General features: G+C 56.2%; 21 protein-coding genes. 13 read left to right on the top strand and 8 right to left on the bottom strand.

Going from position 1 to position 24,501, the window contains the following annotated elements; translation table 11 throughout:
* The first annotated feature begins 109 nt into the window (after positions 1-109).
* Positions 110-1,393, top strand: coding sequence for a Na+/H+ antiporter NhaA (locus BISA_RS10060; protein WP_420308742.1), 1,284 nt, complete (start codon positions 110-112; stop codon positions 1,391-1,393).
* 2 nt (positions 1,394-1,395) lie between these two features.
* Positions 1,396-2,166: an LOG family protein gene (locus BISA_RS10055; protein ID WP_152597231.1), complete on the top strand. Its 771-nt coding sequence runs from the start codon at positions 1,396-1,398 to the stop codon at positions 2,164-2,166.
* 78 nt (positions 2,167-2,244) lie between these two features.
* Here BISA_RS10055 and BISA_RS10050 read toward each other — a convergent pair whose 3' ends face one another.
* The 6 genes from BISA_RS10050 to BISA_RS10025 all read right to left on the bottom strand — a co-directional run bounded on the left by BISA_RS10050 (position 2,245) and on the right by BISA_RS10025 (position 9,474).
* The gene (locus BISA_RS10050; protein WP_033891775.1) at positions 2,245-2,910 is read right to left on the bottom strand and encodes an O-methyltransferase; all 666 of its coding nucleotides are present in this window, start codon (positions 2,908-2,910) and stop codon (positions 2,245-2,247) included.
* A 59-nt stretch (positions 2,911-2,969) separates the two neighbouring features.
* Positions 2,970-3,908 (bottom strand): succinate dehydrogenase/fumarate reductase iron-sulfur subunit, encoded by a 939-nt coding sequence (locus BISA_RS10045; RefSeq protein WP_033891774.1) that lies wholly within the window; start codon positions 3,906-3,908, stop codon positions 2,970-2,972.
* A 74-nt stretch (positions 3,909-3,982) separates the two neighbouring features.
* On the bottom strand, positions 3,983-5,851 hold the full coding sequence (locus tag BISA_RS10040) for an FAD-dependent oxidoreductase (RefSeq protein WP_033891773.1): 1,869 nt from the start codon (positions 5,849-5,851) through the stop codon (positions 3,983-3,985).
* Positions 5,852-5,945: 94 nt separating this feature from the next.
* Positions 5,946-7,427, bottom strand: a complete 1,482-nt coding sequence (locus BISA_RS10035) for a DNA-processing protein DprA (protein ID WP_081890110.1) — start codon at positions 7,425-7,427, stop codon at positions 5,946-5,948.
* On the bottom strand, positions 7,424-8,962 hold the full coding sequence (locus BISA_RS10030; RefSeq protein ID WP_033891771.1) for a YifB family Mg chelatase-like AAA ATPase: 1,539 nt from the start codon (positions 8,960-8,962) through the stop codon (positions 7,424-7,426). Before BISA_RS10030 ends, BISA_RS10035 begins: the two co-directional genes overlap by 4 nt.
* A gap of 11 nt (positions 8,963-8,973) precedes the next feature.
* Positions 8,974-9,474: a YraN family protein gene (locus BISA_RS10025; protein WP_081890109.1), complete on the bottom strand. Its 501-nt coding sequence runs from the start codon at positions 9,472-9,474 to the stop codon at positions 8,974-8,976.
* Between the two features lie 242 nt (positions 9,475-9,716).
* Between BISA_RS10025 and BISA_RS10020 the strand changes: the two genes are divergently transcribed.
* Genes BISA_RS10020 through BISA_RS10010 form a run of 3 tightly spaced genes read left to right on the top strand, consistent with a single transcriptional unit; the run spans position 9,717 to position 12,360 of the window.
* Complete coding sequence (locus tag BISA_RS10020; protein ID WP_161786507.1) at positions 9,717-10,448, top strand: response regulator transcription factor; 732 nt, start codon at positions 9,717-9,719, stop codon at positions 10,446-10,448.
* The gene (locus BISA_RS10015; protein WP_033891769.1) at positions 10,445-11,857 is read left to right on the top strand and encodes a sensor histidine kinase; all 1,413 of its coding nucleotides are present in this window, start codon (positions 10,445-10,447) and stop codon (positions 11,855-11,857) included. The genes BISA_RS10020 and BISA_RS10015 overlap by 4 nt, the downstream gene beginning before the upstream one ends.
* Positions 11,854-12,360 carry a hypothetical protein gene (locus BISA_RS10010; protein ID WP_033891768.1) on the top strand — a complete coding sequence of 169 codons (507 nt, stop codon included), beginning with the start codon at positions 11,854-11,856 and terminating at the stop codon, positions 12,358-12,360. Before BISA_RS10015 ends, BISA_RS10010 begins: the two co-directional genes overlap by 4 nt.
* A 12-nt stretch (positions 12,361-12,372) precedes the next feature.
* Here BISA_RS10010 and BISA_RS10005 read toward each other — a convergent pair whose 3' ends face one another.
* Entirely contained in the window at positions 12,373-13,047 is a 675-nt protein-coding gene (locus BISA_RS10005) for a hypothetical protein (RefSeq protein WP_033891767.1), read from the bottom strand.
* Between the two features lie 265 nt (positions 13,048-13,312).
* On the opposite strand from BISA_RS10005, the gene BISA_RS10000 reads away from it, so the two are divergent.
* From BISA_RS10000 to BISA_RS09980, 5 genes are all read left to right on the top strand, one after another.
* Positions 13,313-14,011 (top strand): hypothetical protein, encoded by a 699-nt coding sequence (locus BISA_RS10000; RefSeq protein WP_033891766.1) that lies wholly within the window; start codon positions 13,313-13,315, stop codon positions 14,009-14,011.
* A gap of 65 nt (positions 14,012-14,076) precedes the next feature.
* Complete coding sequence (locus tag BISA_RS09995; RefSeq protein WP_156099601.1) at positions 14,077-14,874, top strand: hypothetical protein; 798 nt, start codon at positions 14,077-14,079, stop codon at positions 14,872-14,874.
* 45 nt (positions 14,875-14,919) lie between these two features.
* On the top strand, positions 14,920-16,107 hold the full coding sequence (locus tag BISA_RS09990; RefSeq protein WP_051917512.1) for a hypothetical protein: 1,188 nt from the start codon (positions 14,920-14,922) through the stop codon (positions 16,105-16,107).
* 130 nt (positions 16,108-16,237) lie between these two features.
* Positions 16,238-16,858, top strand: a complete 621-nt coding sequence (locus tag BISA_RS09985) for an ATP-binding cassette domain-containing protein (RefSeq protein ID WP_237746138.1) — start codon at positions 16,238-16,240, stop codon at positions 16,856-16,858.
* Positions 16,839-18,008: an ABC transporter permease gene (locus BISA_RS09980; RefSeq protein ID WP_033891763.1), complete on the top strand. Its 1,170-nt coding sequence runs from the start codon at positions 16,839-16,841 to the stop codon at positions 18,006-18,008. The genes BISA_RS09985 and BISA_RS09980 overlap by 20 nt, the downstream gene beginning before the upstream one ends.
* Before the next feature lie 25 nt (positions 18,009-18,033).
* On the opposite strand, the gene BISA_RS09975 is transcribed toward BISA_RS09980, so the two are convergent.
* The gene (locus BISA_RS09975) at positions 18,034-18,945 is read right to left on the bottom strand and encodes a pyridoxamine kinase (protein ID WP_051917509.1); all 912 of its coding nucleotides are present in this window, start codon (positions 18,943-18,945) and stop codon (positions 18,034-18,036) included.
* Between the two features lie 362 nt (positions 18,946-19,307).
* Between BISA_RS09975 and BISA_RS09970 the strand changes: the two genes are divergently transcribed.
* The 3 genes from BISA_RS09970 to BISA_RS09960 all read left to right on the top strand — a co-directional run bounded on the left by BISA_RS09970 (position 19,308) and on the right by BISA_RS09960 (position 24,445).
* Positions 19,308-20,621 (top strand): O-acetylhomoserine aminocarboxypropyltransferase/cysteine synthase family protein, encoded by a 1,314-nt coding sequence (locus tag BISA_RS09970; protein ID WP_033891762.1) that lies wholly within the window; start codon positions 19,308-19,310, stop codon positions 20,619-20,621.
* Positions 20,622-20,969: 348 nt separating this feature from the next.
* Positions 20,970-21,761, top strand: a complete 792-nt coding sequence (locus tag BISA_RS09965; RefSeq protein WP_033891761.1) for an ABC transporter ATP-binding protein — start codon at positions 20,970-20,972, stop codon at positions 21,759-21,761.
* A 41-nt stretch (positions 21,762-21,802) separates the two neighbouring features.
* Positions 21,803-24,445: an ABC transporter permease gene (locus BISA_RS09960; protein WP_033891760.1), complete on the top strand. Its 2,643-nt coding sequence runs from the start codon at positions 21,803-21,805 to the stop codon at positions 24,443-24,445.
* Positions 24,446-24,501: the final 56 nt, after the last annotated feature.

Genomic DNA, 24,501 nt, shown 5'->3' with positions numbered 1-24,501 from the left:
AGTATTCGACACATCACTACTCAGCCCGGGGCGGAACTGTTCCCGGGCTTTACCGTAATATGGATAGTCGGTTTGGCCGCATGATGGTGCGGCCTGTAGACGAGGAGTAATGATGGTTGGAACAGATACCAAGCGGAGCGTGTGGAGCGTAATCAAGCGGATTGCCGCATCCGATCGCATCTCTGGCCTCATTATGCTCGGATTTGCATTAATCGGCTTGGTATGCGCCAATCTTCCATGGACATATCATCTGTTTGAAACCATTGCGGAAACGCATATCGGCATACCGCATACCAATATTGATTTGCCTATCGGCCATTGGGCTCAAGATGGTTTGCTGACCATTTTCTTCCTGACCGTTGGCCTTGAATTAAAGCAGGAACTTACCACCGGCTCACTGTCCAATCCCAAGGCGGCGGCTGTACCCATGCTGTGCGCCGTGGGTGGCATGCTGGCTCCGCCGCTGCTATTTATTGCGACTATCGCCGTGTTCTCCCAATACGGGCCAGGCCAAGTCGGTAGCCTGATTCTCACCACAACAGGAAGCAGCATCCCCTTTGGTGAGATGGCGCATGGCTGGGCGGTTCCAACCGCCACCGATATCGCGTTCTCCCTGGCCGTGCTCGCCTTGTTTGCCAAGGCATTGCCGGGATCGATTCGCGCGTTTTTGATGACGCTCGCTACCGTGGATGATTTGCTGGCGATTATTCTGATCGCAGTGTTCTTCTCCTCGGTGAACGCGTGGTACTGGTTCATCGGTATCGCTGTATGCGCAGTGGTATGGTCCTTCCTGGTTCGCATGCGGCGAGTGCCGTGGATTGCCGTGGGATTGGTCGGTATTTTGGCATGGATCATGATGTTTGAAGCTGGTGTGCATCCCACACTGGCTGGCGTAGTGGTGGGACTGTCCACACCGTCGCGCGAAATGTATGGTGAGACCACGCCACGAGCAGAACGCTATGCGACCAAACTGCAGCCATTCTCCGCATTACTGGCGTTGCCGATTTTCGCACTGTTCGCCACCGGCGTGCATTTCGAGGAGTTAAGCCCGGCATTGATGCTTTCCCCACTGGTGATTGCACTGGTGGTGGCGCTCGCCGTAGGCAAACCTTTGGGCATTATTACTACGGCTTGGCTTGTCACTCATGTCGGTGGCCTGAAAATGGCTAAAGGCTTGCGCGTCAGGGACATGATTCCCACGGCATGCGCTTGCGGTATCGGATTCACCGTATCCTTCCTCATCGCATCCTTGGCGTACAGCAATGCGGAACTGTCCGCTGAGGCACGATTCGGCGTGCTGGTGGGATCGCTGGTCTCCGCACTGGTTTCCGGCATATTATTAAGCCGTCAATCCAAACAATACGAACAAGCGATGGCCTCGCAGGAAGACTAATAATGATGCAGAATCAGCAATCGCCATCAGCAGATGATGAATTCTCTCCGCAAGGAAACACATACCATCGTGGACCGGTGATTCTCCGTGGACAGATGATTCCTTCGGATAACACCACAGCGAATCTGCTGAAAGCCGAAGCGGACACTGACTGGCTGCACATGGACCCATGGCGTGTGCTGCGCATTCAATCCGAATTCGTGGACGGCTTTGGGGCGCTTGCTGAACTCGGTCCAGCGGTTGCGGTGTTCGGCTCGGCACGCATCAAACCTCAGACAGCCGAATATGAGGCCGCTGTGCGGATGGGGGAAGCGATTGCACGCAAAAACATCGCTGTCATCACTGGCGGCGGCCCTGGCGTCATGGAAGCCGCGAATAAGGGAGCATTCCTCGCTGGAGGAAAATCCGTAGGCCTCGGCATCGAACTGCCTCATGAGCAGGGGATCAACGATTACGTGAATCTTGGTATGAGTTTCCGCTACTTCTTCGTGCGAAAGCTCATGTTCGTGAAGTATTCCTCCGGAGTGATCATCTGCCCCGGAGGATTCGGCACGCTTGATGAAATGTTCGAAGTTCTGACACTGGTGCAGACCCATAAAGTGGCGGATATGCCCGTCGTCTTGTTCGATAAGTCCTACTGGCAAGGGCTTTTCGACTGGCTGGAAGGGTCAGTGAAAGAACACGGCATGATTTCCTCAATCGACCCGCATCTGGTGACTATCACCGATGATCCAGATGAGGCTGTGGCAATCGCCACAAGCGCGATTCACTGATACGATTTTGCCCTAGAGCTCTCTTGACAAAGAGAACTCTAGGGCAAAAAATCTGCGTAGATTATGCAGGAACCGAATTCACTTCTTGACTGCAAGCAGCAGACCCGTGCCATCAGGAGTCAGCGTGGATTCGAATGCGTCATTCTCTTCCACCGTGGCAATGAGCTCGCGCATAGCAGTCGCCTTAGCGCTGCGATCAGCGGCGTCCAGCACACCACCATTATCAGAGCTCAACGCCAACACGTCGGTAAAAGCGATAATGCCATGCGCGCGCAGTAGTCGAGATGCCTGTGCGAATGTGGCGGCATAGTTGGCGGCATCACCGGCCACAACAATCATGTCGTAATCATTGGCATTCAACCTTGGTAGGAACACACTTGCCGGCGCATTCACCGCACGCAGTGAAATATCAGTAGTGTCCTGCAATTCGGCGAACACCTTGCGAATCATGGCAATACCTTGCGCGGTGGAATCAACGGCAGTAAGTTGCCCGTTGCCGTTCAAAGCATGAGCCAGTTGCACGGTTTCAACAAGAGAACCCGTACCCACGGCAATCACCGACGAAGCACCAGTAATATGCACGAGCATAGCCAACAGTTGAGCTTGTGCTGCCGATCCCTGCGGTTGGCTGGACTGCTCAGCACGTTCACGTACTGCGGCAATTGATGGCAGCTCACGTTCACGGGCATGCTCTTCCGTATATTCCCATGCTTTGGCGAGATTCGTATACTGCGCTTTATCCATAATCGTTCCTCTATAGTCGTGCTCGTACTGTGAGCATTACTGCATTCCTGATGTGCAGTTTACCGTTCTCGAACCTTAGCCACGATCTGCCACATTTCCTCGCCGACATCAATGCCGCGCGGGCAGTGTCGAGAGCAGGCGCGTACGGACTGGCATGCTGCAACACCATCGGCAGTATCGATGGCATCCATACGTTCCATAGCCTTGGTATCACGCGAATCATTGATGAATCGAGACGACCAAATCAGTGCAGCAGGGCCAATAAATGCGTCGCCACCGGCAAACACCGGGCAGGAGCCTTCGCATACGCCACAAGCGATGCAGTTGCTGAGCGTCTCGTACTTGGCCAGTTGCTCCGGATGCTGCAGATATTCGAATGCGTTCACCTTACCTTCAGCAGTGGTGGCCAGTACGCCATCGGCTTGAAGATACGGGGTGAGTTTGCGAATCTGATTGAGCATCGGGTCGATATCGGCGATAAGATCGCGCTGTGGCGGGAATCCAGGCAGAGGAGCGAGTTCGATAACGCCCAGCGAATTGGCATCCGCCGATGAAGCTTCCTCGCCAGTATCGGCATCCTCGTCAGTGCCGATATGGCGGAAACCTTCGTCATCCACCTGAGCTATTGCACCGGGCTGCTTGGCCCAATCGCGAATGGAAGCCGTACACAATAGGGTAGGAGTGCCGTTAATGGCCACTGCATCCGAACCGCACATGCCATGACCGCAGGAATAGCGGAAAGCAAGCGTGGGGTCAACCGTTCGCTTAATGGTCAGCAGACAGTCGAGAACCGTATCTTCCGGGCGGGCAGGAATCGTATATTCCTGCACCCATTGCTTGCCGCGCGGGCGGCGGCGTGCAGCATTATCTGAGCCGCCGCCGAACGGGGAACTCTTACGGGCGAACGGGCTGCCTCCGCGCGCACGTTCCGCGCGCTCGGGACGCGGCGTAAAACGATGCACCTGCAAGGTAACCGTTGTGTTGTTCGCCTCAACCATGCTTGTCCTCCATGAAACAGTGCGTCATTATCTGACTAATCAGCCAACCTATTGTGCCACAAGCCCTAGGCGGCTCAGTATTCGCGCTTCTTTGGCGGGTAGTCAGTAATCACTACCGGCTTGAACGTAACCGCGTTGGAACGGTCCACCATCGAATGAGCCAGGAAATGCTCATCATCACGTTCAGGGAAATCAAGCCTGCGCATCGAACCGCGAGATTCTTGACGTGCATCGGAAGCGGTCAACACGGCTTCCGCCAATTCGATGAGATGACGGGTTTCCCAAATGGCCGTGACCTCCTGGTTGAAGGCAGCCGTTTTGTCATGAGCGACCAGCGATTCAGCCGCAGGTGTAATGGTTTCCTCCAACTGTTCGCGCGCCGTTGCAATGGTTTCAGCACTGCAACGCACCGCCAGAGCGCGCTCCATAACCGAGCCAAGCTGAGACATCAATGCGTAGGCATTCACATCGTCTTCGGCAGCCGATGATGCCGCATCATCAGAGCCTTGCAGCAGGGTATTGAGCTCGTCAGTGCGTGCATGCGCCGCCTGATCAACTGCGGCAATCAGATCATCATCAAGAGAATCATCCGACATGGGGGAGTCGACCGGGTTGTGCGCAATATGGTCAGCCAATGCGCGGCCGGCACGAGTACCAAAAAGACACGCGTCAAGCAGGGAATTGCCGCCCAATCGGTTGGCACCATGCACGGAAACACACGAACATTCACCGGCTGCAAACAGGCCATCGACCACAGAACGGTGTTCGCCATCCCAACGGTACACTTCACCATCCGTCGTGATGGGCAAGCCACCCATGGTGTAATGCGCGGTTGGCTTGATCGGCACCAAATCCTTGGTGGGGTCAAGATTCGCGTATTGCTCGATGGTCTCCACCACCTGAGGAAGAACCTGCTTCATACGTTCCGGGTCGATGCCCGTCATATCCAGCCAGACGCAATCCTTCGGACCATTCGGATCCTTCGGATCAGCCACACCGCGACCGGCATCGATTTCCGCCATGATGGAACGAGACACCACATCGCGAGCCGCCAAATCCTTATGTTCAGGCGCATAGCGTTCCATAAACGCTTCGCCGTCTGCATTCCTCAGAATGCCGCCCTCGGCTCGGGCTGCTTCAGAGAGCAGAATACCCGTGTGAGCAAGGCCAGTGGGGTGGAACTGCACAAACTCGATGTCTTCAAGCTGCAAACCAGCGGTGAGGGCCAGCGCCATACCATCGCCAGTCAAATCCCAAGAATTGGAAGTGGTGTGGAACAGTCGACCAGCGCCACCTGTGGCAATCAGCACATTGCGCGCATGAATAGCCTGGATCTTGCCGGAATGCGTGTCAAACGCCACAATGCCGGCCGCCTTGGTTCCTTCCTCACTGAGCACCAGATCGGTCACATACCATTCTTCAGCGAACTCGACACCTTGCGCCACACACTGCTGCCACAGGGTATGCAGAATCTGATGGCCAATGCGGTCGGCCGCATAGGCGGCACGCTTAACCGGCTCACCACCGAAATCACGCGTATGACCGCCAAAACGGCGCTGCGCGATATGACCGTCCTCAGTACGAGAGAAGGCCACACCCTGACGTTCCAAATTGATAACGGTTTCCGGCGCGTACTCGGCAAGCAGCTTGGCCGCATCCTGATCGACCAGCCAATCGCCACCCTTAATCGTGTCGTAATAATGCCAATGCCAATCATCGGATTCAATATTGCCGAGGCTGGCCGCAATGCCACCTTCCGCAGATCCGGTGTGCGAGCGCAACGGCTGCAATTTGGATACCACAAGGATTTTTGGCTCTACGCCTTGCTCCTGCAAATCAGTGATTTCGGGGGAGCGCAGCAACCCTAATGCCGCGGACAGGCCGGCTGCTCCAGCACCGATGATCACCGCATCATACATATCTTCCAAACGTTTCGGACTCATGGGTTTGATTCTCGCACACCCGGCGAACAGCTCAGGTGGGGATGATCTACTTCCATGCAATGCGCGTGTGGAAAGTGGCGTGTGGCGAGGAGTATCAGGCGACGAATTCGCTTAAGACCATGGCATCGGCCTTCCTTTCCACAATACCGTTGAGTTCCATTGTTCCCAGTAGTTCCAATACGGTTGCGATATCGGGAATGTCGTCAGCTGCGATGGTTCGCGCCACTCGCAGCAATGCGTCGGGCGTGGTAACAAGATGGCGTTTGTTGCATTCGCGAATCAGCGACACCATCATCCGTTGCGTTTCCGGCAGATCACTGATTCGTATTGGTGCGCGTCGGAGTACGCGGTTCGTTTCCGATGGAGCTCGTAAATCTGGCATTTGTGATGGATACGTGGTGTTTTCCGTATGCGCCGAATGACTGAAGCCGGCAGTCGATGATGCTGCGCGTGATGATTCGGTTGTTTGTTGCGCAGATGCTTCAGACTCACCGTAAGCCATGATGGGAGGATGTGCTTCATGGCATATGTCTTCGATGGCGGTGGCCGCACAGAGCAGTACGGCTTTCTGTTCGCTGATGATTTTGTTGCATCCAGCGTTGACTGGCTGATTGATATCTCCTGGTGCGGCATAGACTTCGCGCATGAGTTCGCATGCCCATCCTGCCGTATTCAAGGCGCCGGAGCGTAACCGGGCTTGAGCCACCACCAGTGTTGATGAGAGCGCGGCGATAATTCGATTGCGCAAGAGGAAACGTCTTGCTTCAGGCACCACATTCGGGCAGAGTTCGCTGATTAACGCGCCTGACTGGGCTTCGATTCGTTCGAACAATGTGCGGTTGCGCATCGGACCCATATGGTTGAGGCCTCCGGCGAATACTGCGACCGTTCGTCCGACGGTGAGTTGGTTGCGCCCATGGACTGCGTTGAGCGCGCCCCAATGGGCTGCCGCATCAGTGCCCATGGCTCCTCCCGAAACCACGAGATGGCCGGAAGCCGCGGCTTGTTCCGCCAGAGTATGAGCAACATATCTACCGTATTCGGTTACGTCGCGGGAGCCGACGATTCCTAAGGGTTTGGAGCAGCTGGTGAGTGCTCGCGGGTCGCCTTTGCCCCATAAACATAATGGTGGCGCCCAATCGGATCGAATGGCCAGATCTTCCAATTGGCTGGGCCAGCAGGGACTGCCTGGCGTGACGATCCATTGGGTTCCATCCACAGTAAACCAGTCGGCAAGTGCCAGCGGATTCATATCGGGCAAGTCCTGCATGCGGTTATGCCAATTCGCCACTGCGGTTCGAAATGTTTTCATCATGCCTGCAGTAGGCTTGCGGCCCCATCGAACCAGTCCTTCGGCAAACATGCGTTCCAGCTCATTCATTGCCGAAGCGCATATATTGGATGGCTTGCTGGGATGAGATTCAGCTAGCACACGCCATATGGTTTCCGCGCTATTGGCACTTTTGAACAAGGCATACATTGACGCGTCAGCTCCATCAAGGCAGAACGTGAGCGCCGCTCGGAATATGGCATCGCGTGACAGTATCGGCATCGTTGCAGTGTGTTGTTCGCTCATGACATCCTCGTTCTCAATTCAATGCCTTGATGAACATCCTGTTCAGTAGGGCTGGTTCTTCCATCCAGATCGGCAAGCGTCCATGCGAGTCTCATAGCTCGGTCTGCGCCGCGTAAGGTGAGTTGATGATTCGATAACGCCGCATTCACCAATTCCATGGCTTTCAGTGAAGTATTGGCATGCAGCCATTTTCCCGATGCCTGCGCATTGCACGTCCAGCCGAACTGTTTGAACCGGCGCATTGCTGTTTGCCGAGCTTGAATCACACGGTTGCGGATAGTTTGGCTTGTTTCTCCCTGAGGTTCATGCTGCTGTGCGATACGCGAGACGGGTGGTACGCAGAGTTGAATGTCAACGCGATCGAGAATCGGGCCGGATAGTCTGGAGAAATATCGCATACGGTCCTTTTCCTTGCACGTACAGCGCTCGCCGGTGCCGTAATAATATCCGCACGGGCATGGGTTCGCGGCCATGATGAGTTGAAATGAAGCCGGATAATACGTGCTGCCTTTTGAACGAGATAATGCTATATATCCGGATTCCAAAGGTTCGCGCATGGTTTGCAAGGCTCGAGCACTGAATTCCGGAGCCTCATCGAGGAAGAGAATGCCACGATGCGCTCGAGTAATGGCACCGGGTGTGGCTAAGCCACTGCCACCTCCCACCAATGCTGCCGTGGTGGCAGTGTGATGCGGCGCTTCAAAAGGCGGTACATCCGTGATGCCGTAGTGGGGTAATGTGCCGCATAACGAGCGAATCGACGCGACTTCCAGTTGCTCGTCCTCGCTCAAAGGGCACATGATGCCGGGCATGCGTGAAGCCAGCATGGTTTTCCCGGCTCCGGGAGGACCAGTCATGATGAGATTATGACCGCCTGCCGCCGCTACCTGCAACGCCCATTTGGCGTATTCCTGGCCTAACACTTCACTCATATCGCCGCAGGATTGCGCGTCTGCAATCTGTAATGAGTCCGCAATGGCTTCTTCACCGTTTTGAGGGAGATCCGGTATTCGATACGTGGCATTACCACCCAAGAGCTCGATAAGCTCGCCAACATGCTGCACGCCGATAACATCCAAGCCTTCCATCATCTCGGCTTCATCGAGATTGCGATAGGGGACGATGAGCTTATGGATGCCGCGTTCCTTAGCATGCAGCATGATGGGCAGCAAACCATGGATCGGCAGTACTGAACCATCGAGATTCACTTCACCGAGCACAATAGTGTCTTCCAAACAATCGTGGCTGATGGCATTCGACGCGCACAACACACTGGCTGCTATGGCCAGATCATGTGAGGAGCCACGTTTCGGCACTGAAGCAGGGCTCATATTCACGGTGACTCGGATTTGCGGCCACGAAAACCCACTCGCCTGGCATGCGGATTTCACGCGCTCACGCGCTTCAGACAATGACGTATCCGGCAGTCCGATAATGGAAAAGTACGGCAACCCTGGGCTGACGAATGCCTGCACTTGGATGATGAAGGCCTTTAAACCAATCAGCCCCACTGACAGTGTGCTTCCTATAGGCATGGTGATTCCTTTCAGAACGCTCCTGCAATGTGATGAACCGTGGGAGAGCCCATGCTCAATACGATGGTGATGACATCAAAACGAATTCCCGAATGGGGTATGCGATTGCGCGAATCGATTAGCCATTCGCAGGCGGCTCTGCGAAGATTCGTCTGTTTGGCTCGTGTCACCGCCTCCTGTGGTATGCCGTAATGCACATTGCGCCGTGATTTCACCTCCACGAACACAATGGTGCGATCCGGCGTCATCATCACGATGTCCAGTTCGCCATACCGGGTATGCCAGTTGCGGCTTAACGTATGCCATCCTTGCTGTTCAAGCCAAGCTGTGGCATATTGTTCGCCGAGCTTGCCGAATTGTTTGGGTGACAGGGCGGAATCAGCCATGGCAACGGCAAGGTGATGTAATGGCTGTTCTTCACCATGAAGAGGTGAATCCAACATGGGTTGTTGGTAGTGCGGCTCGGCGGCTATGCCGGCTTCCGTAATCTGCGGTGATATGGAAATGCTCATGTATCCACTGTGAAGGCTGAAGCATTCGCTGCACAAGCGCAACCGGCAAATGTGGATACTATGACGCAGTTTGGAGTGTTGTGGATAACGTGTGGATGGAATACGGGTTATCCACCGTTTGTTAAGACCCTTAGCAGCTATGTAATCCGTGAGATGACAACAAACGGTCATGTTGCATGCTCAACAATGCTAGCGTGGCTCATAAGGGGTCGGCAGCGAAGCCGGAGGATGGGGAAATCATCATGAGCGATGCAACAGCAACCAATCAGACGGGCATACAGACGGGCCTGCAGGCAGACGTGCACGAGGAGCAGAAGCAATCCGTACGCCCCATCGTCACCATCGGTCTAGTGGACAATGACGCATTCTCTTTGGCATTCCTCGAACGGTCCATCAGCGAATTGATGCTCGAGGCTCGTATCCTCTGGAAAACCACATCCGGCAGGGAAGCGGTCACCCGTTGCCTCGACCCGAGGCAAAGCCCCAACGTGTTGCTGACGGACATGTCGATGGACGAGCTTTCCGGTCTTGTGGTCTGCAAAACCATTCGCATCAAAACCGCCCGCGTCATGATACTGGCCGTCACCTCGTTCTCACTCGCCGTATATTCCAGCAAAGCCGCCGAAGCCGGAGCGCAAGGCATCGTGCCCAAATCCGTGGAAGTGCCCATCATCGAAGCGATTCGCACCATAGCAGCCGGCGGCACATGGGGAGAGGGATTCCAAACCGCACCAGCCGCACACGCCCGGTTAACCAGTCAACGCATGCCAAGGCAGTTCCTGCTCTCCGACCGTGAAGCCGAGGCGATGAACCTATGCTCAAGAGGACTCACCACCGAACAAATCGCTCACGACATGCAGGTCAACACGTCCACCGCCAAAACCTACCTCACCCGCGCCATTCACAAGCTTGGCGTCACCTCGCGCGGGGCAGCCGTGGCATTATGGACCGGAGCCTCGGAGGAAGAGCGATGAGCCGCGGAAAGACTCCAAACGCAGCGGAAACCACCGCAGCCCAGACGCCATCGCACGATGGCATCATGCAGTCCAGCGGTGATTCACGATGTCCGACAGGCACGTCGCAGATAATACGGTGGCTCAGATCACATTGGTTCCGCATTGCCATTGCGGCATTCGCGCTCGCGGCAACCTTGGTGGAATGGTCGGTGATCCCGCCAATCTACCCATTGAATTTCCTCTTCTCAGGACTGTCGGTCATCGCCATCATCCTGTCGCCGTTCATTCCCCGAACCTCCGGATGGGTGATCATCATCACCGTAGTGGCCAGATTGTTCGTACTTGATTTGTCCGGCCCGAATCCGCTGTGGGCGGCATATCTGGCGCTCGCCATTATCGGCTACGATTCCACGATTCCGGTGGCTATTGCAGCATTGCTCACTGTCGCGATTGCCGAATGCGTGCCGGTGGCGTTAAACACGTTCAATGCGCTTTCTGCCACATGGATAGGCATGGTCAACTACATCGGCATGTTCACGCTCGCCACCATGGGTGGCATGTCGTTCCGCTGGCGCAAGCAGCGTGACGAAATCCGCGAACAGGCGATGGTGTTGGAACGCAAACAATGGCAGTTGGATACATTGCAGCGCAATACGCGGCTTGCTTCCCGCATTCATGATTCCGCCAGCGGTGGGCTTTCCTATATTGCATTGACTGCACAACGCGAGCTGCGGCGCATCGGCGATGATGCCAGTCAAACAAGTGCACGACAGGATTGGCAATTCGTCAACGATCAGGCGCTATCCGTGCTTGATGAGATTCATCATGTGATCGACCTGCTGGAGCAGCCACAGACGGAATCAGCAAACGCTTCCGCAGTAACTTTCACAGTAACTTCCACAGCATCGTCGGGTACAGCGTCCACCATGCACGTGCTGGATGCAGCAGCACATCACGCTTCCAGTCACAGCAATGAGCTGCATCTCGCAGCCGACCAGGCCAAAGCCAAGCTGCAGCATCTGGGATTTCAAGGAACATTGGAAATTCGCGGCGAAATTGCGGACGACTGTGCCGGCGAAACCCAACAAGAAGCAGCCAATCTGCTCGGTGAAATCGCAGCCAACATCACCCGCCACATGGCTCCTGAAATAGGCGAATACTGCTGTGCGATCACCCTCGGCGGCAACGACATCGAAATCATGGAAACCAATCCGATTGCTGCGAACGCCGGTAAGAACAACGATGATACAGATGCCGCTCCCATGCTGAAACCGCACGGCAAGGGGCTCGCCATGCACCGCAGTATCATCCAGCAGCTCGGCGGCGAACTCAATACCACAGCTGAGGACGGTGACTGGATTCTCTATGCCCGTATCCCCACGCACCCAAGCATGTCGGAGCATCCGCAGCAGGGGAGCACGTCATGATTCGGATTCCCCATCGGCGCAATGTGATTACAGTAATCATCCTTGCTTCAGTCATTGCCATTGCGGTATTGCTGACTGCTCTTCTGCCGCAGCCGTGGAGCGACGTGGCATCCAACGCCAGTAACGGTTCCAGCAGTGCATTGCCTACTACCAGCGAACATCCTGAATTCACCGGTCCGCACAAGTATGAACTGCTGAACGCATGGAACAATATGCATACCGAACTTGGGCGAAGCATACTCGAAGATGGCAAAGTGAGCGCGGATGAGCTCGCTCAAGTGCATAAAGCGTATAACGAATGCTTGTCGGTCTACGGTTTGCAAGCCAAAACAATTACGGATAGCAGCGGCGCTTCCATCGGGGAAACCATAGTGCCGATTCGCGGTTCAATGAGCGGCGAACAACGAACATCCATTATCGACCAATGCCAAACCGAATCTGATTATCGGTGGCTCACCTCATTGGCGGAAACGGACCAGGGACGTGACAACCAATCTGAATGACGCGGCAACGCTTTACTGACGGGGATCATCATTGCATTGGATCCAGCTTTCATGGTTCTGTTCGCTGTAGTACTTGCCGCCGGCAGAGGTGAATTGTTCGCTCCATTGCTGGAACTCTTCTCCGTCCGCATCAACTATCGGAATATCGTCCGTGGTGAATTCTGGGTCGACCACGCCCTTGCGTTTGAGGCAATCCGCTAGATCCTGACGTGCCTCCTCCGGGGTGCGGTTGCGCAGCTCGCCATCCGGATCCTGAAGCAACGCGTTATACAAGGCCGTGATGAAATCCTTGCCCGACTCCTTGGAGCAGACAGTGCCCTGCTCCTGGAACCGCTGCTGTTCGGCATCGCTCATATCGCCGGCCCTCATTTGAACGGAACCATCGGGGTTCACGTAGTCGTACACGAACCCGGCATCCGCCATACAGGACTGGTATCGATTCGCCACCTCCATGGCCTCCGCCTCGGTGATCTGCTCGTCGTGCAACACATCCTGCGCGAATGTGTTGCCGGATTCGCGGGCTTGATCATAGCTCCAGCGAAAATCCTCCGCCCATGGGCCGGAGAATGTGGGCTCACCCTGCGGTTGCACGGTGCTACTTGCAGGGGCGCTACACGCAGTAGAGGATATGCTCATAGCGGCGGCGAACAACACAATGGTTATCGAACGAATGAATGTACGCTTCATTAGGAATCCTCCTTGTTCCGTGTAGAGTGCCGCGACTGTTGCCGTTGAATGAGATGGAGACAGTGATGAATGGACTCCATTGCCCGTTGATGCTTCCACGATACGTGCGCGATTACTGCCTTGCCCGATGCTTTGTAATCCCTACGGCTACATCAGCCTGATGGTTTTCATGCTGTTGCGCCTATGCTTGAAACCAGACAGGGAGGTCATCATGGTTGGGTGGGGATTCAGCGGCAGACGGATACCAAGCATTGTGTGCAGAACAATGACATTGCTTATCACAATGCCGTTGCTTGCATCATGTGTAGCTTGTGGTTTCCCTTCGAACACTGCGGTAAATGGCGATAAGAACAACGCACAATCCACGGCAGTGACATGCAAAGCCCCGGACTTCTCCGGCCCATACGCCAACGAATTCAAGAATGCCTATGAACAGTCCAAAACAGAACTCGGCAAACGGATTCTGGAAGACTGCCAAATCACTGATGCGGAACTCAACGAAATTCTTGATACGCAGAACGCATGCCTGGCACCATATGGGCTGGCCACCACGAAAAGCCAGCTCACCCGGTTGCGGGATAGTGCTCTGAGCGATGACGAGATGAACCAAAAGAACACGGAATGCGCTGAGAAAACGGATTGGTGGAATATCGAAGCATTGTATGACGAGATGCAAGGCAATCCCAGCAATCTTGATGTTGAGGCTGTTCAGAAGGCAACATACCGATGCCTCACGCAGCACGACCTGCTGCCCAAGCCAATTACCGAGCAGGAGTACCTCGCCATGGAACTCACTGGCTCGGAAGGATTGAGCGATGAGCAGATTGCCGAAAAGACCAGCAGGTGGAACGAGTTCTACCACGTCTACATGCAGTACAACGACGACGGCAGCCCCAACTCCGACTATGACGCCGCCAAGGCCCGGCAATTCTGGGACTGCCAGTCCGATCCATTGGCCCAATGACGGGTCATGTAGCCATGTAGTCCGCAGGGCGACGGAAACGCTGGGATTACGGCCATACGCTTCATATGATGCATAAGCAAGAAGGCGATGAAAAAGGCGAGGAGGCCATCATGCACGGGATACATTCGGCAACACGGAGGATACGGACAAGCCGGACGATGTTCATGATCGCCGTCACCGCGCTGGCCTGCGCGATGCTTGCGGCCTGTGGCTCGCCCTCGAATGCCGACGATGGCGGCGCAACGGCCGGTTCCGACGGCGAGCCCAGCTTCTCCGGCCCATATGCCGCCGAATTCAAACAGGAATACGAGCAGGCGTCCACCGATTTGGCCAGAAACATCCTTAAAGACGGCAAAATCACGCAAGCTGAAGTGCAGGAAGTGTACGACGCATACAACAAGTGCCTCGAACCGTACGGATTGCAGGCCACCTGGGACGTGGAGCAGGGCGAATCCATGGGGCAGTTCCGCGGCTCGATGTCCGACGACGAACAGGTCAAGGTCATGGACCAATGCCATGCCGAAACCGATGCGGGCAATATCGCCAGTCTGTACGCGACCATGCACAACAACCCCGACAACATCGACCAGGCGGCCCTCGAACGCAAGGTCTACCAGTGCTATGTCAAATACGATCTGCTGCCGAGCCCCGTCAGCGAAGACGAATACATGAGCACGATAAGCACCGTCGGAATCACAGACAAAAGCCGGTTCGAGGAAACCCTCAAACGCCAGCATAAGTTCTTCAGTGAATACATGAGCACGACGTTCGACGGCCAACCCAATCCGAACTACAAATACGACCAGAATTCAACGAAGGGGCAGCAGTTCTGGGCATGCAACCAGGATCCATTGCATCAATAACGGTGTGAGTGCAAGGGAGCCGGAGCCGAAGGTAAGGAGAATGCCATGACTCAGGGGAACACAGTGGCATCCAGAGCCGCAGTCTCTCGCAAAGAGCATAGGTCCGCGCGTAATGGTGTGGCGATTTCCATCGTGATATTGCTGGCATTGGTGATGCTTGCGATAGGTGTGGGCGGCGGGTTCCTGCTGACTCGTTCGATGATTCCTCCGTCACTAGTCTCCAATACCGAAGCTGATAGCGTGAAGGTGGCGTCCACTCAGTTCGATGATTCCCGTTCGGTGGCACTTACCGTGAGCTTGGGAGAATCTTCGGTGGTTGCTTCGCCGACCTCCGGCACGGTCACAGGCATATCCATGAGCGCGGGTGCACCAATAGCATCCGGCCAGGTGGTGTTCAACGTTGATGCCACGCCGGTCATGGCATTGCATACCGATGTACCGCTGTACCGCGAGCTTAAGAGCGGCATGCGAGGCTCGGACGCCGCGGGGCTCAACGCCGCGCTGCGCCGTCTCGGCTACAATGCGCCGGATAGCGATTGGATGACCTGGGACACGATTACTGCTTACAATGCGCTCGCTCAATCCGTGGGTGCTCGCCAATTGAGTCGCGACACTGGCTGGACCATCGATCCGAGTTGGTTTGTATGGTTGCCCGCTGATTCGGTAACTGTCAAGCAATCCTCCATTGCGGTCGGCCGGCAGGTCGCTGCTGGTCAGGATTTGTTCACCACGGCTGCGATTCCGCTTAAGGCCACATTGCCGGCGACTGCTGGGGATTTGGTAGCGGGGGAGCGCGTGATAACGATTGGCGATCAAACGTTCGATGTACCGGCTGATGCCACTGAACTGACGGATGCCGCATTGCTGTCTGCAATCAATAATTCCGTGGCATTCCGCATGGCTTCGCTCGGCTCGGATTCCGGTGGTTCGATGGCTGCCGGTGGCGCGTCTGCCGGAAATACTGCTGGTGCTTCCTCAGGTGGAACATTGAACGTGTCCTATGACTGGAAATTGAAGCAGCCGCTGACCGCGCTCACCGTGCCGCCCTCAGCCGTGTATGATGCGACCGCGGGCACGGGATGCGTCAGCGTTGACGCGAAGCCGGTGCAGGTGTCGATTATCGCATCGCAGCTTGGCAAAACCATGGTTAGTGTGGGAGATAATGCTGGTTTCGACCATGTTGACGTCACCCCGCAAACCACGGCACACTGCACGGTTCAAGATGGTGAGTGACATGGCCAAGGCTATATGGTCGGCTCCGCCGACAGATTCATTTGATGTCTCTCCCTCAGCCTCGCGATGCGAGGCAGCTCCCTCGTCAGAGGGAGCCAGCACTTCAGCGAGAAAAGTAATACTCACGAACGTGGGGCATAGTTTCGATAGAACCGGTGAGGATATGCTGTTTCGCCATCTGACGATGACTTTGCTGCCGCAACACGTGTACGCGTTGACCGGCCCCTCCGGTTCGGGCAAATCCACGCTGCTGTCCATCATCGCCGGATGGGTCACACCGGTAACCGGTTCCGTGGAACGCGTCGATTGCGGGCGAGTGTGCTGGGTGTTGCAGAATCCCCATGGCGTAGCCCGACGTTCGGCGATTGATCATGTGGCTTTGCCGTTCATTGCCCGAGGGGAGCGGCGGCGGGATGCGGAAATGCACGCCATGGAACTGCTAGAAGCCTTCGGATTGCGTGCGCTGGCCGATAAACCATTTCGTGATTTATCAGGCGGCGAAGCCCAGCGGCTCATGTTGGCACGTGGCGTGGCTTCGCATGCAGGGCTGCTGCTCGTAGATGAGCCGACCGCGCAATTGGATCTCAACACCGCCGCCACCGTCAACGAGCATCTCCATAACCTTTCGATGAGCGGAGCCATCGTAGTGGTGGCCACCCATGATCCGCGCACGCGAGACGCATGCACCGATCTGATTGATCTGCGTGACTGGCAGAGCGAGGAGGAGCACCATGAAGTTTCAGCACAATAGTGCGAAACCTCGCATGCATATCGCCGGCATGCTCGGGGAAGCATGGCGCAATCTCATCACCGGAACCAGCCATGCATGCGCACTGGCAATTGGACTTGCTTGCCTAATCGTGCTGCTCGCCGGAGCTGACTGGCTCACCATTGTGAGGATCCAGCGGCAAACCGATGAATACGTGGCGTCAGGCGGTTCGACCTGGATCTTGGAATACCCCAATCACATTGATGGAGCCGCCTGTGATCGGCTCGCGTCACTGGACGGGGTAGAGGCGGCCGGCGCGGTGCGGCAAACCGATATCAAACTGGTGTTCGCAACGTTGCCCTCTACCAGCGTGCCATTGTATGAAATCACGCCGGGCGCAGTCGAAGTATTTATGCGAAGCACTACTGGCACGGGGTGGCAGTATAGCGAGACTCAGGAGCCTGAGCATGCTCCCACGAGTCAGGAAGGTGTATTGCTTTCCAGCGAAGCCGCGAAACCCTTCCAAGCCCAAGCCGGGCAATCCCTGGCCTTGAAAGACGGGCGCAAGCTGGACGTGTCCGGCATATTCGACTGGCCGGATGACGGCAGAAAATCAGGCTTCTCCTATGTAACACTGACACCGGTTCCCGCAGACTCCAGTACCGCGTTCAGTCAATGCTGGGTGCGCGCATGGCCGCAAACCAAGAATCTCGAATCATTGATTCGACTGTCCAGCGACGGTACAGTCAGCGCAAGTGCAGCAGAACGACCGCAGATATACAAGCTCAACACCGCCAAAGGCAGCGAGCTGGACAGCGCAACAGTATTCCAGTCCCGACTCACAGCCTACGTGCCATGGATTGCGCTCGCAGCAGCGCTGATATTAGGGCTTATTGCCACGCGTATGCGCAAACTGGAAATGGCATCCGCATTGCACTGCGGTGTACCGAAAACCGCACTGTTGGCGCAAATCATGCTGGAAACTGTTGCGTGGAGCTTAGCAGGTGTGCTGATAGCCAGCCCATTACTGGTTTGGGTTTGGCTCAGCAACAATACGGCCGAAGCGATGGCACTGACTGATACGCTCATACGCGTGCCAGTAGCCGCCACCGTGGGAGTGCTGTGCGGCGCATTCGTGGCCGTATTGTTGACGCGTGAAAGTCACCTGCTCAAGTATTTCAAGAACAGGTAATTCATGGAACTGTTGGTACTCTCCCTCAGTCAGCTGTGCTGACAGCTCCCTCGACAGAGGGAGCCATGAATGGTAGCTCGGTGAGCTCGCCAAGATTCAGTTCGAAGCTCAAACCACGGTCTTCAAAATGCGGCTGGTTACGCGTATTGGCCATCGCATGGCGCACGAATTCGCCGGCGATACGTGCCGACTCGGCAAGGCCACGCCCCGCCAATACTGCCCCGCACAAGGCGGATGCAAACGCATCTCCGGTGCCATGAATCATATAGGGCAGCTTCTCGTGGCCGAGTTCGATCTTCTGTTCCACGCCGGTTGCGGCGCTCGCCACATAATTGATGATGCGCCCATCTCCGCGGTCGATGCCCTTCAGCACCACGTTCTTCGCACCAAGTTCCAGCAGTGCTTCAAGCATGCGATTGACGCTTGCGTCATCCAAATCATGGCCGGGGTAATCGGTTTTGGTGAGAATCGCAGCCTCGGTCAGATTCGGCATCAACACATCGGCGCCCACTGCCAACGCACTCATTGCCTCGCACAATTCCGGCGTATACGTGGGGTACATCTGCCCGCCGTCGCCCATCACCGGATCGACCAAACGCAAAGCATTCGGATACTCACGGTACAAACGCTGAATGATCGCCACCTGTTCGGGCGAGCCCAGGAACCCGGAATAGATGCCGTCGAGCTCCACATCCTCGGCCTGCCACGCGTCCAAATAACCATTGAGTATATCCGTGGTGTCGTGGAAGGTGAACACTTTGTATTTGGTGTGCGCGGAGAACAGTGCGGTCGGTACGGGGCATACGTCGCAACCAGCTGCCGAAAGAATCGGAATAGCCGCCGTCAAAGAACACTTGCCATAGCCGCACATATCGTGCACGGCGGCCACGCGTGGAATGTAATGCGAATCGCGGTCATACAACGTCACGTCAGTCATAAGGTGGGTTCTCTTTCGGCTCTTGCTCGACTCTTGGCCAAGTGGAATGGTTCTGTGACGAGCGTAACGCAGAAAGCAATTTTTGATGGTTCGAATGCCCGCATGCTGTGCGTGCGGCGCATATGCTCGCTTCGGCGTGTCGCGAGATTTTAGGCAAGAAAAATGGCAACGCAAACCACTCGCAATCCCAATGATTCCAACGGGTTATAAGGGTCTATAGGCAACCGTGATAACGCTCAGCTTGCGCCGCGCCGAGTCACACGCGTACTTTCATAACCAACACCTCGCCAACCGCCGAATACGGCAGGCGGGTGGCAAGGAAAAGAACCTCGCGACCAGCACAACCAGCAAGGAGCACACCAATGGCCGAGAACAAGAAGTACCGTTTTGAAACCCTGCAGCTGCATGTGGGCCAGGAGCAGGCCGATCCGGCTACCGATTCCCGCGCAGTGCCGATTTACGCCACCACTTCCTACGTTTTCCACAACTTCGATCACGCCGAGGCTCGCTTCGGTCTCGCTGACCCGGGCAACATCTACGGCCGTCTGACCAACTCCACCCAGGGTGTCTTCGAGGATCGTATCGCCGCCCTTGAAGGTGGTACCGCAGGTCTTGCCGTGGCTTCTGGTGCAGCCGCTGTTGAATACGCCGTGCGCAACATCACCCAGTCCGGTGACCACATCGTCGCCGCCAAGAACATCTACGGTGGTACCTTCAACCTGCTGCGTCACACCCTGCCGCGTGATGGCATCACCACCACCTTCGTCTCCGCTGAGAACCCGCAGGAGTTCGAGGACGCCATCCAGGAGAACACCAAGCTCGTCTACTTCGAGACTTTCGGCAACCCGAACGCTGATCTGCCGGACTTCGAGGCCATCTCTGAGATCGCTCATAAGCATCATCTGCCGGTGATCGTCGACAACACCTTCGCCACCCCGTACCTGTTCCGCCCGCTGGAGCACGGTGCTGACGTCGTGGTCGAATCCGCCACCAAGTTCATCGGTGGACATGGCACTACCTTGGGCGGTGTGATCGTTGAAGGCGGTAACTTCAACTGGGCTGAGGTGCCGGGTAAGTTCCCGACCCTGACCGAGCCGGATCCGTCCTACCACGGTCTGAACTTCTACGAAGCTCTGGGCGGCACCGCATTCGTGACCCGCATCCGCGCCATCCTGCTGCGCGACACTGGTGCCACGCTGTCTCCGTTCGCTGCCTTCCTCCTGCTGCAGGGCACTGAAACCCTGTCCCTGCGCGTTGAGCGCCACGTCCAGAACGCACTGAAGGTTGTCGAATACCTGCAGACCGTGCCGGAAGTCGAATCCGTTTCTCACCCGTCCATTCCGGGACGCCCGGACCATGACCTGTACGAGAAGTACTTCCCGAACGGTGCTGGCTCCATCTTCACCTTCGACATCAAGGGTGGCAAGGATGCAGCTCGTGTCTTCATCGACAATCTGCACCTGTTCTCTCTGCTGGCCAATGTGGCCGACGCAAAGTCCCTCGTCATCCACCCGGCTTCCACTACGCACTCCCAGGAGACCCTGGAAGAGCTCGAGGACCAGGGCATTCACCAGGGCACCATCCGCCTGTCCATCGGCACCGAGAACATCGAGGACATTCTCGATGACCTGAAGGGCGGCTTCGAGGCCCTTCGCGCTTCCGGCTTGGCCAAGTGAGGTCGACAGGAGGGTTGACGGCCCGATGAGAAGGGGCGCGATGCTAATGGGGTGCATCGCGAATCATCGAGCCGCATGGGGTGCCTTCCGTCCGATAACTTGACTCAAGGAGTAGAAAGCTCGCACTGACGTCATGCAGTGCGGGCTTTCTTGCGTCTGTATGCCTCACACTGTTTGCGCAGAGGCATGAATAGTGTGAGACCTGAGACGACATAATCCTCAAGGATGAGGGCCGGCGCGTGGCCGACCGCCCAATTCAGTCTGGCGCACGATGGGGCGCGCCGTTATTTCTTCATAAGTTGGAATCATCATCCGGGCATAAGGCCCGGCCCAATATGGAGAGGCATTATGAACGTGCAGAACCCGTCCGCATCGCGCGGCATCGTTATTCAGGCCGTCGACTTGGTCAAGAACTACGGCACCGGCAGCAATATGGTTCACGCCCTGCGCGGCGTGAACGTGAGTTTCGAACGCGGCAAATTCACCGCCATCATGGGCCCATCCGGTTCCGGCAAATCCACGCTGATGCACACGCTCGCCGGTCTCGACTCCGCCACTTCCGGCCATATCTTGTTCGGCGGCGCCGACCTGACCCGCATGGACGACAAGCAGCTCACCTTGCTACGTCGCCACAAGATCGGCTTCATCTTCCAAAGCTTCAACCTGCTGCCGATGTTCACCGCCGAACAGAACATTCTCATGCCATTGACCTTGGCTGGAGCGAAACCCGACCGACAGTGGTTGCGTCTGCTGGTGGAAACGCTTGGCCTTAAGGAACGTCTCAACCATCGTCCGAACGAACTATCGGGAGGCCAGCAGCAGCGTGTTGCCATTGCGCGAGCATTGATCACCAAACCGAAACTGGTGTTCGCAGACGAGCCCACCGGCAATCTTGATTCCGTATCAAGCGCCGAAGTGCTGAGCTTCCTGAAACGTTCCGTCAACGAACTTGGCCAAACCATCATCATGGTCACGCATGATGCGGTCGCCGCGTCTTACGCCGACCGTGCGCTCGTGTTCGCCGACGGCCAGATCGTGGCGGACGTAAACAAGCCGACAGCAGACCAGATGAGTGAACTGCTGATGAAGGAACGTGAGGCCGCCACAATGAATGTGGCTTCCGCGAGACATTCCCGCTAAACGCACTATAGAAGCATTCGAAGAAGGGAACAGAATCCACCATGTGGTCCATCACTTTGAAACTCATGCGAAAAACCAAGCGCATGCTCATACCCGCAGGCATCGCCATCATGATCGGCACGGCGTTCATCGCCAGCACCTTCCTGTTCGGCAATGCCATGAACGACTCCCTGACACGGCAGCTGACCGCCATGTTCGGAAACGCCAACTATGCGGTGACCGTCAACAGCTCCGACCTGAGCGATAAGGAACTCAACGAGGCGTATTCCAGCACTGTCGGCGACTTTCATCTCGACCAGATCGCCGGCATCGAAGGGGTTGGCGGCGTCCGTGCCTCGGTGGAAACCGGCGTCAGCGTTTCCAAGGGAGACAGCACCGTCAGCGGCGAGATCATTTCCACCGCGGCACAGAAGAACATGCTCCCCGTGAATATCACGGAAGGGGACCAGCCGAAGGATTCCAACGAAGTCGCGCTGCCGGAAGACATGGCGAAACAGTTGAACGTCGGCGTTGGAGACACTGTAAGCCTGACCTCCCGATATGCGGTAGGCGACGATGGCAAAGCCAAGGCGGACAACGTGCGCGTGGTAGGACTCACGTCCGATCCGAACGGCGTCTACTCATACTATGGTGGTGCGATCGTAGGATCCAACAATCTGCTTGCCGCAATGCAGGGAGTGGACGATTTCAACGCCACCGGAACAACAATGGTGTATCTCGACCTTGCCTTGGATGGAAACAGCGTATCCGCAAAAACCATCAACGGTGTGAAAGCGTTGCTGCCAAAGCATTTCGATCTGATGTCACGACAGCAAATCAGTGACGAAAGCATCAAATCCTTAAGCGGCAACCAAACCAACATCGTCACCACATTCCTTATGTGCTTCGGCGTGCTTGCCATGTTCGTGGCGGCTCTGGTGATCGCCAACACGTTCCAAGTGCTCGTGGCGCAACGCCGCCGCACACTCGCCTTGCTACGCACCATCGGCGCAAAGAAAGGCCAACTGTATGGTTCCGTGCTGTTCGAAGCGGTGGTGCTCGGCTTCGTCGCATCCGTGCTTGGCGTGGTGCTTGGAAGCCTGCTCATGTGGGGCATGTGCGTCAGCGACATCATGCAAGAGGGTATGCGATTCAATTTCTCTTGGCAGGCCGCCGTCGTACCTATTCTCTTCGGTATTGTGGTGACGGTGCTCGCATCCTTGGGATCCGCACGTTCCGCTACTGCGGTGACGCCATTGGAGGCATTGCGCCCGATTGAACTGACCGACAACCGTCGTTCCAGCCTCACGCGAGCCATAATCGGTATTCTGATGGTGGTGGTCGGTATCGCCATGGCAGTATTTTCCATCTGGCAGGTACAAGCCACCAATGGCGGCGAGGAGGCGAACAGCGATCAATTCACGATGATTCTGCTCATAGCCATCGCCGGCGCCGCACTGGTGTTCCTCGGCATGGTGGTCACCGCGGTGTTTTGGATGCCGACCCTCATGAAGGGCGTTGGAGCGTTGGCCTCGCTGACAGGACCTTCCGCAACGGTTGCGCACGCCAACATTCAGAAGAATCCGCGACGCATCGCAGCAACCGGTGCCGCTCTGCTCATCGGTGTCACCCTGGTTTCCACCATCGCAACCGGTGCCGCTAGCGCCAAAGAGACTATGAATGGTGCGCTCGCCACCCGTTATAGCGTCGACATCGTGGCCATGGGCGATGACATCAGCCAGCAAATGGCCAAGGATGTAGCCGACATCAACGGCGTGTCCGACACATTGTATGCGCCGGCGGTTTCCGTGACCTTGGAGAAAGCGGATGGAACCCAGCCTACGTCCGCATTGCTGGTCGGTGTGAAGAACATCGATCAGGTCAAGCAGGTCATGCGTGCCAACTTGGGTAACGCCTCCATCGACAGTGATAGCGTGCTCATGCCAACATACAATGCGCAAACCGGCAAGGAACTGCAGTTCGCCAATGGCACGGCTGATTTCTCTACCGAATGGAACCAGGACGGCGTCACTACGCGTTCGCTGACATTGCAAGCAAACCAAGCCGACTACCGTCGCGTATCCGCACAGTATGGAGCTGTCGGATTCGTGGATGAAAGCCATTTCACCAATGGTGACCTCGATGCCGCCACCCATGTGTTGCTGGTCAAGGCAGATACTGACAAGTCAGGAGTTTCCGTTGACGGCATCTACAACGACATGCAGGCCGCATTGGAGAAGAGCGCTGATGCGACAGTGACAGGACCGATCGCCGAACGCATCGTATGGGCGAAGATGATCGACTCCATGATGATGCTTCTGGTGGGATTGATCGCTGTGGCCGTGCTCATCGCACTTGTCGGCGTGGCCAACACGCTGTCGCTGTCAGTGATCGAACGCACCCGAGAATCCGCCACATTGCGCGCCATCGGCATGACCCGAGGCCAGCTGCGACGCTCTCTTGCGGTGGAAGCCCTGCTCATCTCGCTGGTATCCGGCATCGCGGGCGTACTACTTGGCACCCTGTTCGGCTGGCTGGGCGCATACGTGGTGTTCAGTATGTACGGCAAAGTGGTGTTCCCGTTCGAATGGGGCATTAACGGCATCGTACTCGCCGTGGCAGCCGTGGCAGCATTGCTCGCCAGCGTATTCCCCGCACGCAGGGCAGTGAGCACGCCTCCTGTTGAGGCGCTCGCCGAAGCCTAAGCTTCATAGCAAACACAACGAAAAGGACTCCTGCCACAAACATGGTAGGAGTCCTT

Source organism: Bifidobacterium saguini DSM 23967, assembly GCF_000741715.1.
Taxonomy (GTDB): domain Bacteria; phylum Actinomycetota; class Actinomycetes; order Actinomycetales; family Bifidobacteriaceae; genus Bifidobacterium; species Bifidobacterium saguini.
Note: the sequence above shows the minus strand (reverse complement) of the source record. Positions and strands in the feature narration are given on the sequence as shown.

Bases quoted from the DNA above. Each gene is read 5' to 3' on its own strand.
- BISA_RS09995 (WP_156099601.1), top strand. From the start codon at position 14,077: ATGATGCATAAGCAAGAAGGCGATGAAAAAGGCGAGGAGGCCATCATG.
- BISA_RS10045 (WP_033891774.1), bottom strand. From the start codon at position 3,908: ATGGTTGAGGCGAACAACACAACGGTTACCTTGCAGGTGCATCGTTTT.
- BISA_RS10020 (WP_161786507.1), top strand. From the start codon at position 9,717: ATGAGCGATGCAACAGCAACCAATCAGACGGGCATACAGACGGGCCTG.
- BISA_RS10025 (WP_081890109.1), bottom strand. From the start codon at position 9,474: ATGAGCATTTCCATATCACCGCAGATTACGGAAGCCGGCATAGCCGCC.
- BISA_RS10000 (WP_033891766.1), top strand. From the start codon at position 13,313: ATGACATTGCTTATCACAATGCCGTTGCTTGCATCATGTGTAGCTTGT.
- BISA_RS10015 (WP_033891769.1), top strand. From the start codon at position 10,445: ATGAGCCGCGGAAAGACTCCAAACGCAGCGGAAACCACCGCAGCCCAG.
- BISA_RS10040 (WP_033891773.1), bottom strand. From the start codon at position 5,851: ATGAGTCCGAAACGTTTGGAAGATATGTATGATGCGGTGATCATCGGT.
- BISA_RS09975 (WP_051917509.1), bottom strand. From the start codon at position 18,945: ATGACTGACGTGACGTTGTATGACCGCGATTCGCATTACATTCCACGC.
- BISA_RS10010 (WP_033891768.1), top strand. From the start codon at position 11,854: ATGATTCGGATTCCCCATCGGCGCAATGTGATTACAGTAATCATCCTT.
- BISA_RS09960 (WP_033891760.1), top strand. From the start codon at position 21,803: ATGTGGTCCATCACTTTGAAACTCATGCGAAAAACCAAGCGCATGCTC.
- BISA_RS09990 (WP_051917512.1), top strand. From the start codon at position 14,920: ATGACTCAGGGGAACACAGTGGCATCCAGAGCCGCAGTCTCTCGCAAA.
- BISA_RS10050 (WP_033891775.1), bottom strand. From the start codon at position 2,910: ATGGATAAAGCGCAGTATACGAATCTCGCCAAAGCATGGGAATATACG.
- BISA_RS10005 (WP_033891767.1), bottom strand. From the start codon at position 13,047: ATGAAGCGTACATTCATTCGTTCGATAACCATTGTGTTGTTCGCCGCC.
- BISA_RS09970 (WP_033891762.1), top strand. From the start codon at position 19,308: ATGGCCGAGAACAAGAAGTACCGTTTTGAAACCCTGCAGCTGCATGTG.
- BISA_RS10055 (WP_152597231.1), top strand. From the start codon at position 1,396: ATGATGCAGAATCAGCAATCGCCATCAGCAGATGATGAATTCTCTCCG.
- BISA_RS10030 (WP_033891771.1), bottom strand. From the start codon at position 8,962: ATGCCTATAGGAAGCACACTGTCAGTGGGGCTGATTGGTTTAAAGGCC.
- BISA_RS10035 (WP_081890110.1), bottom strand. From the start codon at position 7,427: ATGAGCGAACAACACACTGCAACGATGCCGATACTGTCACGCGATGCC.
- BISA_RS09980 (WP_033891763.1), top strand. From the start codon at position 16,839: ATGAAGTTTCAGCACAATAGTGCGAAACCTCGCATGCATATCGCCGGC.
- BISA_RS10060 (WP_420308742.1), top strand. From the start codon at position 110: ATGATGGTTGGAACAGATACCAAGCGGAGCGTGTGGAGCGTAATCAAG.
- BISA_RS09965 (WP_033891761.1), top strand. From the start codon at position 20,970: ATGAACGTGCAGAACCCGTCCGCATCGCGCGGCATCGTTATTCAGGCC.